16 protein-coding genes, 1 tRNA gene and 2 pseudogenes are annotated in these 15,234 nt (G+C 37.5%); 8 read left to right on the top strand and 11 right to left on the bottom strand.

Going from position 1 to position 15,234, the window contains the following annotated elements; translation table 11 throughout:
• Nucleotides 1-235: 235 nt before the first annotated feature.
• Complete coding sequence (sir, locus tag H6F47_RS14075; RefSeq protein ID WP_096571535.1) at nucleotides 236-2,149, bottom strand: sulfite reductase, ferredoxin dependent; 1,914 nt, start codon at nucleotides 2,147-2,149, stop codon at nucleotides 236-238.
• Between the two features lie 99 nt (nucleotides 2,150-2,248).
• On the opposite strand from sir, the gene H6F47_RS14080 reads away from it, so the two are divergent.
• Nucleotides 2,249-2,392 carry a hypothetical protein gene (locus H6F47_RS14080; protein WP_162501934.1) on the top strand — a complete coding sequence of 48 codons (144 nt, stop codon included), beginning with the start codon at nucleotides 2,249-2,251 and terminating at the stop codon, nucleotides 2,390-2,392.
• Nucleotides 2,393-2,457: 65 nt separating this feature from the next.
• Here the strand turns inward: H6F47_RS14080 and H6F47_RS14085 are convergent, their stop codons facing one another.
• Complete coding sequence (locus tag H6F47_RS14085; RefSeq protein WP_137668822.1) at nucleotides 2,458-2,994, bottom strand: autotransporter outer membrane beta-barrel domain-containing protein; 537 nt, start codon at nucleotides 2,992-2,994, stop codon at nucleotides 2,458-2,460.
• A gap of 233 nt (nucleotides 2,995-3,227) precedes the next feature.
• Between H6F47_RS14085 and H6F47_RS14090 the strand changes: the two genes are divergently transcribed.
• Entirely contained in the window at nucleotides 3,228-4,175 is a 948-nt protein-coding gene (locus tag H6F47_RS14090; RefSeq protein ID WP_190346253.1) for an ADP-ribosylglycohydrolase family protein, read from the top strand.
• 379 nt (nucleotides 4,176-4,554) lie between these two features.
• Here H6F47_RS14090 and cutA read toward each other — a convergent pair whose 3' ends face one another.
• From cutA to H6F47_RS14110, 4 genes and pseudogenes are all read right to left on the bottom strand, one after another.
• Complete coding sequence (gene cutA, locus H6F47_RS14095; protein ID WP_190649654.1) at nucleotides 4,555-4,887, bottom strand: divalent-cation tolerance protein CutA; 333 nt, start codon at nucleotides 4,885-4,887, stop codon at nucleotides 4,555-4,557.
• A gap of 2 nt (nucleotides 4,888-4,889) precedes the next feature.
• Nucleotides 4,890-5,879, bottom strand: coding sequence for a transposase (locus H6F47_RS14100; RefSeq protein WP_096571539.1), 990 nt, complete (start codon nucleotides 5,877-5,879; stop codon nucleotides 4,890-4,892).
• Between the two features lie 18 nt (nucleotides 5,880-5,897).
• Nucleotides 5,898-6,779, bottom strand: a pseudogene (locus tag H6F47_RS14105) (hypothetical protein).
• Nucleotides 6,780-6,919: 140 nt separating this feature from the next.
• Nucleotides 6,920-7,579 (bottom strand): annotated as a pseudogene (locus H6F47_RS14110) (Npun_F0813 family protein).
• Nucleotides 7,580-7,946: 367 nt separating this feature from the next.
• Here H6F47_RS14110 and H6F47_RS14115 point away from each other — a divergent pair.
• The 4 genes from H6F47_RS14115 (at nucleotide 7,947) to H6F47_RS14130 (ending at nucleotide 10,798) form a co-directional block, all read left to right on the top strand.
• Nucleotides 7,947-8,019, top strand: a tRNA-Arg gene (locus tag H6F47_RS14115).
• 350 nt (nucleotides 8,020-8,369) lie between these two features.
• The gene (gene dcd / locus H6F47_RS14120; protein WP_137668820.1) at nucleotides 8,370-8,966 is read left to right on the top strand and encodes a dCTP deaminase; all 597 of its coding nucleotides are present in this window, start codon (nucleotides 8,370-8,372) and stop codon (nucleotides 8,964-8,966) included.
• Nucleotides 8,967-9,707: 741 nt separating this feature from the next.
• Nucleotides 9,708-10,193, top strand: coding sequence for a type II toxin-antitoxin system antitoxin SocA domain-containing protein (locus H6F47_RS14125; protein ID WP_190649657.1), 486 nt, complete (start codon nucleotides 9,708-9,710; stop codon nucleotides 10,191-10,193).
• 2 nt (nucleotides 10,194-10,195) lie between these two features.
• Nucleotides 10,196-10,798, top strand: a complete 603-nt coding sequence (locus H6F47_RS14130) for a type II toxin-antitoxin system PemK/MazF family toxin (RefSeq protein ID WP_190346186.1) — start codon at nucleotides 10,196-10,198, stop codon at nucleotides 10,796-10,798.
• A 26-nt stretch (nucleotides 10,799-10,824) separates the two neighbouring features.
• On the opposite strand, the gene H6F47_RS14135 is transcribed toward H6F47_RS14130, so the two are convergent.
• The 4 genes from H6F47_RS14135 to thyX all read right to left on the bottom strand — a co-directional run bounded on the left by H6F47_RS14135 (nucleotide 10,825) and on the right by thyX (nucleotide 13,182).
• Complete coding sequence (locus H6F47_RS14135) at nucleotides 10,825-11,031, bottom strand: hypothetical protein (protein ID WP_190346185.1); 207 nt, start codon at nucleotides 11,029-11,031, stop codon at nucleotides 10,825-10,827.
• 23 nt (nucleotides 11,032-11,054) lie between these two features.
• Entirely contained in the window at nucleotides 11,055-11,249 is a 195-nt protein-coding gene (locus tag H6F47_RS14140) for an AAA domain-containing protein (RefSeq protein WP_137666844.1), read from the bottom strand.
• Complete coding sequence (locus tag H6F47_RS14145) at nucleotides 11,221-12,204, bottom strand: serine/threonine-protein kinase (protein WP_190649659.1); 984 nt, start codon at nucleotides 12,202-12,204, stop codon at nucleotides 11,221-11,223. Before H6F47_RS14145 ends, H6F47_RS14140 begins: the two co-directional genes overlap by 29 nt.
• A 255-nt stretch (nucleotides 12,205-12,459) precedes the next feature.
• Nucleotides 12,460-13,182, bottom strand: coding sequence for an FAD-dependent thymidylate synthase (thyX, locus tag H6F47_RS14150; protein WP_137666842.1), 723 nt, complete (start codon nucleotides 13,180-13,182; stop codon nucleotides 12,460-12,462).
• 186 nt (nucleotides 13,183-13,368) lie between these two features.
• Here thyX and H6F47_RS14155 point away from each other — a divergent pair, with 186 nt between their 5' ends.
• Nucleotides 13,369-13,584: a chlorophyll a/b-binding protein gene (locus tag H6F47_RS14155; RefSeq protein ID WP_137666841.1), complete on the top strand. Its 216-nt coding sequence runs from the start codon at nucleotides 13,369-13,371 to the stop codon at nucleotides 13,582-13,584.
• Between the two features lie 140 nt (nucleotides 13,585-13,724).
• Entirely contained in the window at nucleotides 13,725-14,306 is a 582-nt protein-coding gene (locus H6F47_RS14160; RefSeq protein ID WP_190649675.1) for a thioredoxin family protein, read from the top strand.
• Nucleotides 14,307-14,418: 112 nt separating this feature from the next.
• On the opposite strand, the gene H6F47_RS14165 is transcribed toward H6F47_RS14160, so the two are convergent.
• The gene (locus tag H6F47_RS14165) at nucleotides 14,419-15,180 is read right to left on the bottom strand and encodes a carbonic anhydrase family protein (protein WP_242027399.1); all 762 of its coding nucleotides are present in this window, start codon (nucleotides 15,178-15,180) and stop codon (nucleotides 14,419-14,421) included.
• Nucleotides 15,181-15,234 lie beyond the last annotated feature (54 nt).

Below are 15,234 nucleotides of genomic sequence, written 5' to 3' on the forward strand. Positions count from 1 at the left end.
CCGGTATACCCTTCAAAACCCTTGCACTAATTTCTGTGTTTATCAGCCTCTAACCTTTGATATATCAAGGTTTTAGGTTTATTCAGCAAACCCTAATTAGGCTTATTGAGTCGTTTTTAGGTGAAACATTCTGCTCTTTTTTCTCGTTTCTCGTTCTCATACTCTGTATTTCTCATTCCCAGTCGGAGACTGGGAACGAGAGAGCCAGACAAAGCTTTTGCGTGAGAATATGGTTCTACAGACTTTGGAAATATTTATCCAAAGCTTCGTGTACTAACTCTGTCATGGGTTTATTGAGTTTTTCTGCGGTTTCTTTGAGTTGGGAATAAACATCATCTCGTAAACTCACCCTATGACGTGATTTTCCGCTGCTGGTGGGTTCTCCCGGTGTATAAGTGGCTGAAAATTCACGGATAGCATCAAAACCAATGCGATCGCAAAAATCACCAAAGCTTTCTTTTCCTTTCCGTGATTTTTTAAAGAAGACAAAAATCGGCTCTAAAAAGCTTTCGATGTCGTTGTGGTGCAATTTTTCAATGATCGGTTGTGCTAACCGCGTTTGATCTGGTGAACCACCTAACCACACTTGATAAGATTCCGGCGCACTACCTACAAATCCTAATTCTGCCATATAAGGACGAGCGCAACCATTGGGGCAACCTGTCATCCTTACCACAAAGTGGTCTTTTTGTAAACCGACTTGATCCAATAAAGTCCGAATTCTTTCTAAAATACCAGGAATTGCTCTTTCTGACTCGGTAATAGCTAAACCACAGGTAGGTAAAGCGGGACAAGCCATAGCATAGCGGGTTAAAGCTGCAATTTGACTAGGATCAGCAATAATACCGCATTTATCTAAAATTTCTTGAATTGCTTCTTGATCTTCTGGTGCAATATCGTAGAAAATCAGGTTTTGATTTGGTGTGAGACGAATAGGTAGGTTAAACTGTGCAACAATTGTCCGCAAAGCGGTTTTGAGTTGAAAAGAACCTTCATCTTTTACCCGACCATTATCAATGGAAATACCTAAGAACAGTTTACCGTCCCCTTGTTCATTCCATCCCAGAAAATCTTGATATTTGAATTTGGGTAATTGTTTAAAAGGTTCGACAGCTTTACCAAAGTATTCTTCCACCTTGCTGCGGAATTTTTCCACACCCCAATCATTGATTAAATATTTTAATCTAGCGTGTCTTCTGTCGGTGCGATCGCCATAATCTCTTTGAGTGGCAACTATGGCTTTGACGATATCATAAACATCATCTTTTGCCACATAGCAAATGGGATCAGCTAGTCGCGCAAAGGTTTCTTCTTTATTGTGGGTTCTTCCTAAACCACCACCAGCAAAGACGTTAAAACCTTGGAGTTCCCCTTTTTTATTGGTCATTACTACCAATGTTAAATCTTGGGAATACAAATCTACAGAATTATCACCAGGTACAGTTACGCAAACTTTAAATTTGCGTGGCATATAATGAGTACCATAGATTGGTTCTACGGAATCATGAAAAATAGTCCCAGTGCCATTTTTTTGTCGTGCTGCTTTCACATCTGGGTGTTCTTCAGCACTAATGGCTTTTTCCCCATCCAACCAAATTTCATAATAAGCACCGGTTTGGGGTGAAAGCAAATCAGCGATATTTTGGGCATATTCCCAAGCATACTGATATTCTGAGCGATTTTTAAAGGGTGCAGGGGGAGCCATAACGTTACGGTTGATGTCACCACAAGCACCCAAAGTAGAACCGAGATTTTTTACAATAGTAGCGATCGCCGCTTTGAGATTCTTTTTCAAAATCCCATGTAGCTGAAAACCTTGGCGGGTAGTGGCTCTTAATGTATGATTACCATATTCATCCGCCAATTTATCTAAAGCCAAATATAGCTGCGGTGGTACCAACCCACCAGGATTTTTTGTCCGCAGCATCATTTGATAATCTTTTTCCTGTCCCTTAACACGATTATCACGGTTATCCTGTTGATAAGATCCGTGAAACTTCAGAATCTGTATAGCATCTTCACTAAAATGGGTTGTATCCTGAAGTATTTCAGTCGCTACAGGTTCACGCAAAAAATTACTATTTTCTTTGAGACCTTCAACTTTAGAAGGTTTACGGGTACTAACGGGAGAAGGCGCAGAGTTAATCATTACAGTAGTATGTTTGTCAATAATGCAGCAGTTAAAGAATAATTAAAAATTTAGCTACACTTTTTCTGCTGGTAGAACACCAAAAATCCGCTCGGAATTATGAATAATAACTTAATTTTAACACAGTTAAAAGCCGGCTTCATTAGTGATATCACACTTAACAAAACCAGCTATTTCAGTATTTTAGATGTAAATCAACAGTCAGGAGGCAGGAGTTCAGGAGTTCAGGAGTTAGAAGAATAAATAACTAATGTTTCTTTCCCAGTCCCCAGTCACCAGTCCCCAGTCCCCAATCACCAATCACCAACTTACTTAAAGCGATAACCGATACCACCATTAATGCTCACAGCAGAAGCATCACTACTTTGATAAGCACCGAGTCCTACTTTAGCGTTAGTGTAAACCAGGAAGTTTTTAGTAACTTCAGATTCGACTCCAGCACCGACAACTACAGAATCTTTATTACCCAAGGGAGTGGGTTTACCGTCATTTTCTACGAAAGAATAGCCACCAGTAACAAAGACATTGGTTTTATTAGCAATGGGTAAATCTACAGAAACTTCAGGGATGATAGCAGCTGTTTCATCACCCCAGAGGACGTTACCCCGTGCGGAAAAAGGAGTATTTCCCAATTTTAAACGACCTGTGACATTGCCGCCAAAGGTAGCATCATCGTTACCTTGTCCACCACTGGTAACACCAGCAGCTACACCAACACCAATATAACTAGCATCTGTGCCTTTTTGAGTTTCGGCAGCAGCTTTACCCACGGAAAGAAATGCAGGAGTAATTACTAAGGAAGATAAAGCAGAAATTGTCACTAAAGACTTGAGTAAGCGTTTCATAAGTTTTACCACAATTTAGAAGTTTTACTGTTAAATTCTAAGTCGAATCGGAAGTTGAAATGTTCCAGATGATTTGAAAATTTACTAAATTCATTGTTACTATTAATGCAAGATGTTGAACTTATCGGTATTTAGTAAACTTTTGCATCCTTGGTTATAGTTACACTGCCATCTTTGAGTATTCCAGGTGATCAGGTGACAGTTTACTAATCGTCACTGAGTAATATAAAATGATGATAAAAACTACAAAGGTATTATCGGGTTTGCTGGGTGTGTGTGTTGGTGATGCTTTGGGTGTACCGGTGGAGTTTACAAGTCGTGCAGAACGCCTAAAATCTCCGGTCACATCTATGTTAGGTTATGGTACGTGGCATCAACCACCAGGAACATGGTCTGATGACAGTTCTTTAACTTTGTGTTTGGCAGAATGTTTGTGTGATGGTTTTTCCCTAGATGCTATAGCTCGTTCCTTTTCCCGCTGGTACACAGAAGGTTATTGGGGCGCTCATGGTAAAGTTTTTGATATTGGTGGAACTACCAGACAAGCTATTATTAATTGGCAACAAGGAGCAACACCCCTAAAAGCAGGTGGTACTGGTGAAAATAGTAATGGCAATGGTTCTTTAATGCGAATTTTACCAATGGCTTATTTTGATCAAACCTGGAGTTTTCCAGAACTGATAAAAAGAGTCCATCAAGTTTCTTGCATTACTCATGGCCATCTGCGATCGCAAATGGCTTGTGGCATTTATATTAGTATTGCTGTAGAGCTATTGGCAGGAATAGAACCCAAAGCAGCTTATTTGCAAGGGTTGGACAAGATTCAATTACTCTATTCTAGTGGGGAATATGCCTTGGAAAAACCCCATTTTGATAGAGTTTTCAGTGGAAAAATTGCTGATATACCCATCAAAGAGATTAATTCTGGTGGTTATGTAATTGATACCCTAGAAGCATCTTTATGGTGTTTTTTAAATAGCTCATCCTACGCCCAAGCTGTACTTCAAGCCGTTAACTTAGGCGGAGATACGGATACTACTGCTGCGGTGACAGGTGGGTTAGCGGGAATTTATTATGGCGTGGAAGGTATTCCTTCAGAATGGCTGGATCAAATTGCTCGGAAACAAGACATTATAGACTTGAGCAGTCGTTTGTCATTATTTATAGGGAATAGGGAATAGGTAGGGTTTGCTGAATAAACCTAAAACCTTGATATATCAAAGGTTAGAGGCTGATAAACACAGAAATTAGTGCAAGGGTTTTGAAGGGTATACCGGAAAAAGTGTGCATTTTTTGGGATTTCAAGAGATGGCAAAGAAATTTTCCAATCTCCTCCTGACTCCTGACTCCTGACTCCTGACTCCTATGCCCTCACGGAAAGACTTTCTCAGCAACCCCTAGGTAATAAATGAACTCCTGATTTCTGACTCCTGACTCCTGTAAGGGCGAAGCATTCGGGCGAACAATTATTAATTTTTCTCCAAAGCTATTTTCCGAATGCTTCGCCCCTACTTTGCCCTTACGACTTCTGACTGCTGACTGCTATACATAACGAAAAGACTATTCTATTTTTACCTGTTCATTGATCCATTGTTGGTAGTCAGTACCAGCAAGGAGAATAGGTAGAGCGATAATTTCTGGCAGTTGATAGGAATGAATTTCTCTGATTTTGGCTGCTAATGTAGAGAATAACGCCAAATTAGTCTTAATCATTAACTGCCATTCATTCTTTTTGTGAATTTCTCCTTGCCATCGGTAAATAGAGTAGACGGGTGACAAACTGACAGCAGCTGCGAGTTTAGCTTCGATCACAGTTTGAGCGATCGCCTTAGCTTCCTCTTCAGTGGCAGTTGTCACCATAACTACACCATAACCAGTTGGTTGCTGCAACATTGCTAAACCAGAGACAGAGAGTAGACTTGACCATCAATTAACAAGCGAGTGATACCTTTGGCTTGGAGATGGTTACTAGCCTTATGCAGCATTCTACTGTCAGGAACTTTAATCACGCGATCGCGTTTGGTAGAAAAGCGTTTGGCCACGCGATGATTATCAAACACTGGCAGAGTTTTCTGCTGGGTTTCAATAGTAGGAATAGCTCCCAAGTCCCCAAAATCCTTGAGTGGTCTAGTAATTAATTCCGCAGAGCGATCAATTACCAGATAACAAGTTTTCGGCAAAGATGCCACCGACAAGGGTAAAACTTGAACTGCTCCTTCTCCTGGTCTACGTCTGGTAACTAGAGGTGTAGGTTCTTCAAAATCTTCGTCTTCAAAATCCTCCTCATCTTCAAACAAATCATCGTCTAAATCATCCAAATCATCAGACTCATCCAGTAAATCATCATCGAACATATTGCTGATGACGTTTTCTTCTGGCTCCTCATCCTCTAGTATGGTTCTGGGGATGCTGGGTATTTCAGGTGGCCGATGTCGGACGATTTCTATTTCCCTAGCTACCGGCAATTCTGGTTTTTCCGTGGCAGAAGAGCGTGTTTTCACCCTTCTAATAGCCGGGATAGGAGGTGGAATTTGTTCAGACTTAGGAGCCTCTTTCACCTCTTTGATGACCGTTTTAGGTGGTTCAACCTTGGGCAACTCTAAGCTAGGTTGATCACTGCTTACAGGTGCTGTTTCGATTTTTGGTTGTTGACTCAACAGGGGTAACTGCTCGTAACTTACCTGCGCTCTGCCTTCAGGGGTTCTGGCAGCGCGTTTTAAAGAAACAAGATATTCGTAATCTTCTTCGGGTAAGGTACTTTTAAGCAGTCGGCTAATGGTTGAGTTACTTACTCCATAGCGTTCTGCCAAAGTCGAGGTAGTTTCGGCAGTTTCTCTATATAACTTGAGAATTTCTTGCTTGTCAGAATCTGTTAATTTTCTCACGGTAGACACCAAAATTTGTTAACTGCGTTTGCGTCCACTGGTACGCCGCTTGAGGCTCAATGATGCTTCGTATTCCAGAGCAGCGCCCATACCAAATAACACTCCACTAAACACCTAGAACACTTCTAGTATGTCTCCACTTTGATAATTTGGAAGATAGTTAGTGGCATATTTAAACCACATATCTGCAATGTAGAGCGAAAATGCTGCGGCTGCAATCATTCTCCATGACCGGGAAACTTTTCCTCCCCAAAACGCTAATAACATGATTGTAGCGATAATTAATAACAACACATCACTAATTACATAAAACCAATCTAAAATCAGTTTTATTTGCATCAAAATACCAATTGTTTGAGCGAATGGTGCTGCATTTTGCTGAGAAATGAACCAAGCCACAAAACTTCCTAATGCACCAACAGCAAACACAATTAACCATTGCCATTTTTCTAAGTTGATGCGTCGGGAGAACAAAGCTAGAGCCATACCTCCACCCAGGAAGATATAAGTCATGACAAAAAACACATCTGCTATAGACACATCCGGTTCTTCGCCTAAACCTATTTCTACATAGCCAAAAACTATCCCACCGATAAAATAAGCCAGCATACCTAAGCCGATAAACAGCCAAACCTTTCGGCTGCTGATAATTTGGGTACTTTGCCAGTTTCGCCAACAGAGAACAGCAGAACCCAAGTAAGCTGAAGCTTCAAAGATATTGGTTCCTAATAAATACCAAACTTCACGAATTTCTTCGCCGTTGGGACTACCAGGGATTTTGGCGCTGAACAACAAGAAGTATAACAGGGCTAACATTACCCAGCCAATACTAATCAAAATGATTCTTTGAGTCGTGAAAATGGTTTTTGCTTTGTAAGAATCGTCGTAGGATTTACTCATAGGTTTTCACTAGGTAAATGCACTGTACTACTATTTTTGACATAATTAAGGTCTTATGTAATTGAAATAGTATTAATTGCTCAATGTGATACCTGAAGTTGGGTAACACTGAAATCATTTGTGAGCCAATAATATTCATCCTACTGCCAAAGTTTACTCAGTGGAGATTGATTTAACCAACCGATAAATATTAATAGTTCTTCTTCTGGCATATCTTGTAGCCTATCCTCTAATTGATGAGCAAAGTTTATATCACCAAAATATGTTTTTCCTAGTCGGTGCAGTTCTTCCAGGAGAATAATTACATGAGTTTCTTGCCAAGGAGGCAGTTTGGGCATTTGTGAGGGTTCAACAGTTAGCAGAGCTTTGGTTGACTCTGGGGAAGATGCTTGGGGAAATTGTTTTTGCTGTAATATCCCTGTGATATCTTTTTCAAATAAACCTGCTTGTCGATTACCTAATAAATCTTCAATATCCATATAAACGGCTTGCAGGAGTAAAATACTCGCCAATGTCAAAATCTCAATATTGCTATGGCTACCTGTATCACTGTCTAGCTGTTCCAAGCGAATTTTGCCCCAGACGCTAAAGCGTTCGGGTTCTTCCAGCAAGACACAGGCTTTACCTCGATTGTCAGTCAGCGATCGCCACATCCTTTATGTCGACAACCTTTGACTAGCTTTAAAAACACTTATCAGGCGAAAGGTTGGCCCCTGATAATGGAGGATCGGCACCTTCTGATCCCGCGTTGGGTGCTGAACGTTAGATATTTCAACATCCTGGCGTTTAAGAATAAACATGGCACTAGCAACTAACTCCTCACAGGGGCTGTTTTGATTTGGGATTTGTCTTTCATTTGGGCAAAATGGCCTCAAGTATAATAATTTATATTATGGTGAAATAAAATTAGACGTTTGCCAAATACTTTACCAGATATCTGCCAAATATCTGTATGAGAGGATTAGCACTCAAGGTAAAGTTACCCCTTGACATCTGCTATATATCGTAAATACCTACTTGGTTTCGTTTTTTAGTTTACATCTACTGGTTCATGAGGTGATGGTTCGTCATAAAAATTGTTAAATATTTAATTCTATCTTGCTTTTTACTAGGAACAGCGTATATAATAATCAAGGATGGTTTGTTCAAAAGCCAGATACGAGTCTTGGGCGCGTAGCTCAGTGGATAGAGCAATTGCCTTCTAAGCAATCGGTCGCAGGTTCGAACCCTGCCGCGCTCGTTTTAATTCAATATCAACTCTCTTGCTTGTAACTATGAGCCAGAAGTCGTGGTTAATTATTCTTAATTGAACAAGGTATGTGCTGCACCATAGACATATAATTTTTCTTTATGCTTTAGCGAATAACATTTAATTAAGTATGAAGATGAATTAATTTTTTTAGAACCTAGTACCGCTTCGCGGAAGTTAAAAGTCAAAAATCAAAAATAATAGGTCGTAAGCTTTTTAGCGATTGAGAATGGTTGGTTTATTTACGCCGTGCTGTACTAGTATCCTTAATCATGCTAGGATAACGAGTTTGGTAATTTCAGTCACATAAAATCAAACTTAGTAAAAAAGGTAACTCTGAAATGTTGAAGAATGACAAGTGGATCATTGAGCAAGCAAAGAAAGGCATGATTGAACCATTTGAATTTAGCTTAGTTCGCACGGTAAAATTGGAAACTGGCACAGAAGTCCCAGCTTTGAGCTATGGTTTATCTTCTTATGGTTATGATATACGGTTGTCACCTAAAGAATTTTTAGTGTTTAGGCATATTCCTGGCACGGTTGTTAATCCTAAAAGATTTAATCCGAACAATTTAGAATCTGTACCTTTACAGCAGGATGAAGATGGAGATTTCTTTATAATTCCAGCGCATTCTTATGGGTTAGGAGTTGCGTTAGAAAAATTACAAATGCCTCCTAATGTAACTGCAATCTGTTTAGGCAAAAGCACTTACGCCCGTGTTGGACTAGTAGCTAATGTTACTCCGGCTGAGGCTTCTTGGAATGGCTCGCTTACTTTGGAATTTAGTAACTCATCAAGTGCTGATTGTAGAATTTATGCGAATGAAGGTATCGTTCAATTATTATTTTTAGAAGGAGAACCCTGTCAAACTACCTATGCAGATAGAGGAGGTAAATATCAAAATCAGCCGGAAAAAGTGACTTTAGCTAGAGTATAGTTATTGTTGATTATTGACACATAAAATATCAATTTCACCAAGTCACAAACGAGGGAAATGAGGCGATCGCATTCTGTGTCTATTAACCCAAGTTGCTAGTTAAGAATAGGAGTCAGGAGTCAGAAGTCAGAAGTCAGGAAAAAGAATGAATTATGATTGTGTTCCCTGCTTTATTGCTATCTACTTATCCTTGTTACTTCGATTTGAGAGCCTTTCTTGTATAACTAGCAACTTGTTTACAGTAGTTACAAATACCCAAAGGAAGGTATGGGGTGATCTTGAGTCAAAAATTGTGTAGCTAACTGTAATTACATAGGGGTTGCTGAGAAAGTCTTTCCGTGATGGCATAGGAGTCAGGAGTCAGGAGTCAGGAGGAGATTTGAAAATTTCTTTGCCATCTCTTGAAATCCCCAAAAATGCACACTTTTTCCGGTATACCCTTCAAAACCCTTGCACTAATTTCTGTGTTTATCAGCCTCTAACCTTTGATATATCAAGGTTTTAGGTTTATTCAGCAAACCCTACATAATCCAAATATGATACTATAGTGCATTAGCACTATAAATATAGCAGCTAGGTTAAAAATTGACAGAAATTGAGATAAAAACGAATTATAATTAGCCGATGGAAAATTATGATAACTCCATAAAAAGTCTAACTTTCATACAAAACTTATATATGTTTATATTGCCAACCTAAAGGAATTAGATAATCTTATGATAATCGGGAGAAATAAGGATTATGCTGGATAAACTCATCAAATATTTTGTCTATGCGACAAAAGGATATATCACAAAAACACAGCTAATTAAATTCTTGTATTTGGCTGATCTTTACACTGTCAAATGGACAGGAAATCAATTAACTGATTTAGATTGGTGCTATTATCGTCATGGACCTTGGAACGAGGAAATAGATAATGTTTTAAGGACAATGAATGGAAAAGAGATTATTCAAGAATCTCAAGGTAATACAATACTGATTAAACTTGGTACGGAATCAGGTAATGTTGATGATTTAGATTTACCTTTAAGTCTCAAGCTAATTCTTGATAACATTAGAAGAGAATGGGCAGGTGCAGGACAAGATAAAATAAATCAATTACTAGAGTATGTGTATAGCACTGCGCCAATGGTTGAAGCTCAAAAAAACCATCAACCAGAAGAAAAAGTAAAACTAAATCTGCAAGCAGAAAGAGCAAAATTAATCAGTGAATTAGGATCATAAAAGTGGCTGGACAAAAACCTAGACAGGGTTGGATTTATTGGATTAATCCTTACAGAGTATCTCTTCGTTGCAAACTGGGTCATGTTCATATTTATAATTTAGATGAACCAGGAGAAGTAGAATGTCAAACCTGTAAAGAGAATATTAATTCCAGTAGGGTTTTTAGAGGAACACATCCCTATATCATCTGGACAAGTGATCAATTTCAAGATGAATCTGGATATATAGCAACTTTTTCTGTGATTCCTCTAACTTCACAAACAACATTTAATGGTTTACCAACCACCTATCCAATTAATCGTACTGCTAGAAATGGTCTTGATAAAAATTCCTATGTCCTAGTTCATCAAATATGTACAGTTGATGCTAATTCTTTTAAAGATTCATCGGAAAATTGGTTAAATCGAATTGGACAATTAGATAAACCAGATAAGGAAGCTATAGAGGAACGATTAAAGTATTTTTTGAATATTCAAGATAATCCTAGTGAAGATTGGTTTGCTCAAAATGCGTCTCCCGAAATTGTTAAAAAAGTTTTTGATTATTTATCGGAAGAAGATAAAAGTTCAGTTATAGAAGAATTAATTAACAATTTAAACTCTTAATCAACAAGATATTTGAAACAAATCATTTAAGGGTTGCCAAAAATCTTTTCAATTAATTGATGAATTTTTTGGGAATTAATACTACCATAAGGACTGTCATTGGTATAATCGTCTTCACTTAATATTAAAACCCCATTTTTACCAACACCTTCTTCATAAAGAAATATATCATTTTTTCTATACCAATTTTTCTTTTCTTCCCACTTATGACTATATTCAGAATTGTTTAACATTCCAAGATGTTCCCAATAATAGGTTACTCCTCCTTCTTAACTTCATCTGCAAAGGGTGGGAGTTGTCTAGGATCTCCGACTAAAATTCCACGTTTGGCTTTTGAGATAGGAACAAGAGCTTCTGTTACTGTTGCTTTTGAGGCTTCATCTATAATGCACAAATCAAAATCAACATCTTTATATTCTTTTCTAGCGATTCCAATACAAGTTGCAGTCATCCAGAATAATTTGACGAACCTCTTGTAAAGAATTTACTTGCAGAATATGTTGAGCTTTCTGTGACCAATCTTTATTGGCAAAATCAACATAACAAGTTTCTTTCTTGCGTGTATCTGGAGTTTCTTTTTGCTTCTGAGCAACTTTCAAATCTGCCAAAAGGATTTCCGCCGTATCTGGTCTATCTTCTGGATTAAAAGAAACACATCTTTCAATAATTTCTTTTATTTCTTCTGGAACTTGAAGTTGATTAAGAGATTTAGAAATATCATCATAATCTGCTAATTCTACATCTGTTAGGCAATAAAGAACTAATACTCCGAAACTATAAACATCTCTCTTATAGTCATATATTCCCCCTGTATGTTCATTGGGTTTAGGTGTATAAGGTTCACATCTTCCAGATGCTAAAACAGTACGACTAGGTTCGAGATATTTCTTAAACTTAGATATGCCAAAGTCAGCAAGTTTAATTTTGCTATGACTACTAATGAGAATATTACTAGGTTTAATATCACGGTGAACAATTTGGCGACGGTGAGCAAAATCCAGAGCTTCTAGTATAGGTAAAGCTATATCATGCCAAAAATCATCCCAACCTTTATCTTTATAAGAATTTTCTTGTAAATACTCAGATAAATTTTTTTCCATCCACTCAAGGACAAGAAACTCATGACCGGTTTCTTCATCTTTGCCATCATCAATAAGTTTAACAATATGGTCGTGTTCTAATTCATTCAGTGATTGTTTTTCACGTTTATATGATTCAGCTAAAATTTCTTGATCTAAATTACGATTTTCAAAAAACTTAAATGCCACTTCTTCGTCAGACTCTAGATCACGCGCTTTATAAACATTAGCCATTCCTCCTTTTTTGGCATCATCTTTTAACCAGTATCTTTCGTTAATTATACGACGAGGTTTAGACTGCGATTTACTTGTGTTTTTTCGTTGCATAGATTCTCTAAATCCTTACTTAATTAATTTTTGATTCAATTTTTGATAAATAACATCTAACCACACTGGAATAACAGCCTTACCTTGATCAAGGTGTGCGATCGCTATTTTACTGTCGAATTATAATATAGAACGTGAACAATAACAATTTTACAAAGTCTAAAATTACTGCGAAATAATTATACCTTGCTATAGTTAATCATTAATCAGATCCCCGACTTCTTCAAGAAGTCGGGGATCTATCCATCTTTGATTTTAAGGTGCTAATCTGCCTTTACCCAAGCGAGATTTTTTGTACCATTCAGCTATTGCAGGAATCCATTCTTCAAAATGAGGCCACATTAATTCACATAACTTTTGAATTTCTAGTTGAGCATCTTTCTTATTTCTTAAGTCAGCAAAATGTAAGAAAGACCTGACATTAAAACTCACAACAAAATGCTGACGATAATCAAAAGGCATTTTACCTCTGATATGTTCCTCAGACATTCCTGCTTCAAAGTCAATTTTGTATTGTTTGGCAGCTTCTAAACACCATTGTAAGTCTGCTGCTCTTTTTTCTGGTGAATAATAATATTTTTTACCTTGTCTATCTGTGTAATAGCCCACAGGACGTAAGTAGAAAACATCTTCTATGTCTTTTTTACCTTCTACCACTTCAATAAACTGGTTGCCAGTATACCGAAAAGATTGCACATCAAATGATATACCTACCCTGTGTGTGCGTGCTTGCTGCATGACGCTATGAGGAAAGTAACCACAGTTAAACATTATTTGCGGATGTTCTAATGGTCCGTAATGTCCTCTTTCTCCTGCTAGGAGTTGCTTGACGATAATTTCACCACATTTGGACTCGGTAGGCCATTTGTCTCGCTGATCATATACAAACCCGTCTGTATAGTCTTGGTGCATCGCAGCATAAATGACTTGTTGGGGGTTTGGTGTTTTGGCAATAACTTCTACTCTAAATTTATCCATAACTACTCAAAATTAAGGTTTTTAATAAAGATAGCAATTAACCAGTTAGCAAGTTGATTGATGAGAAGGTAGAGAAATCAAACTCTCTGGATGATCATACATATATCCCAGATATTCAGATACTTTACAAAAATTAATTTATCTGTTACAGTTCTTAATATAGAGAAAAGTTAAGGAGATAACATAATGGCTACAAACGGTTCTATGATTGACGATCAAGGCAAAATGAATAACTTTGCAGTTGAACCTAAAGTATATGTAGACGAACAAGGCGATCGCACAGGTTTTACACCTTATGCAGAATTACTCAATGGTCGTTTAGCTATGATTGGTTTCATTTCTCTGATAGCCTTAGAAGTATTCACAGGACACGGTGTTATCGGAATTTTAAAAAGCCTGTAGAAAATAATTAAAATCTGCTTACATAACAGCTTACATAACAATTGATAAACTAGAGAGACGGGAAAATTCTCGTCTTTTTAATTTGGGAATGTGGGCAAAAAATTTATGGTATGTTGTTAGCATTAAGCAAAGGGGAATCTATGGTTTTAACTGCTTCAACAATGTTACCTCTAGGTACTAAAGCACCAGAATTTCATCTACCAGAAGTAGTATCTGGAGAAAATATTTCACTAGCTAATTTTGCAGATAAAAAAGCATTATTAGTGATGTTTATTTGTCGGCATTGTCCATTTGTGAAGCATATCCAACAAGAATTAGCCAATTTAGGAAAAGATTACTTGAATAGTAATTTGGGAATAGTTGCTATTAGTGCTAACGATGCTCAAAACTACCCAAATGATGCACCTGAATCCTTAAAAGAAATGTCCACAGAGTTGGGATTTAAATTTCCCTTTTGCTACGACGAAACCCAGGAAACAGCACAAGCTTACACAGCAGCTTGTACACCTGATTTTTTCCTATTTGATCAAGAAAGAAAATTAGTTTATCGCGGACAATTAGATGATAGCCGTCCTAGTAATAATAAACCAGTAACAGGTGCAGATTTACGCGCAGCAATTGAAGCCGTTTTAGTTGATCAAGCTGTCACCAGTGAACAAATTCCTAGTGTGGGTTGCAATATTAAATGGAAACCAGGGAACGAACCTAATTACTTTGGTTAAGAAAATTTTAATCATCTCCAGATTATTCACACATTCTGATTTCTGAACAGGTGGGAATTTCCCGCCTGACTCCTGAATTATTAACCCTAAAAATCCACAAATAATAACTAACCTATGAGGGGTGAAATTCTATTTTTCTACCATTGATTGGTTGTACTGGACGAGCATTTACTTGATAGAATTTTTGGAAAGCTGCAATTTGTTCTTCAGAAACTTGAGTTGTTTCTGTTAGTATATTCCATTTGACATTTTCGCTGCATGGTGGTGTAGTTAGTGAACCGATATAACTGAAAAAATCTTTATTTTTAGGTAGTAAATTGGCAGCGTTAATCGTATAATTTTCAATGTCATTGATTTTTCCCACTGCGGGAATATGCTGCCAAATCTGATCAATTAAGGGATTAGCTGAACCTTGATTCATCATCACTCCCACAACTGCTAATTGGTTTTTAACATTGCGGTGTACCAAGTGCATTTCCAGAGCAGATGCTTTATTATTAATAGTATGTTCGCTAGGTGTATGAAAATGAAACTGGATGAGTTCATATTCCTCATCGTTAATTTTCATAGTGCTACCTGGGTTGTAATTGATTTGGACAGTATGACCATTATTAACAACTAATAAAGGTGTGGGTTGATAGTTAAACTCTATTTTAATAGGAGTTCCTTCTACTGCATGATTTATATTGATGGGAGATTGATTTTTCCCTAGTTCACAAAGCGCAAACTCAGAACTGATTTCTCCCCAATGAGTAGGATTTGCTGCACCTGCATAACTCCAGTCTGGTGTATTTTCCTCAGCTATGACTGGTGTAGGAAATACAGCCATTAATCCTATTAAAAATACTACAATTACTATAATATTTACAAACAAAAGGTTTTTTATTTTCCAGCTTAGTTTCATTCTACTAAAATCTATACCTCAACA

The sequence above is a fragment of the Sphaerospermopsis sp. FACHB-1094 genome (assembly GCF_014696195.1).
GTDB classification, from domain to species: domain Bacteria; phylum Cyanobacteriota; class Cyanobacteriia; order Cyanobacteriales; family Nostocaceae; genus Sphaerospermopsis; species Sphaerospermopsis kisseleviana.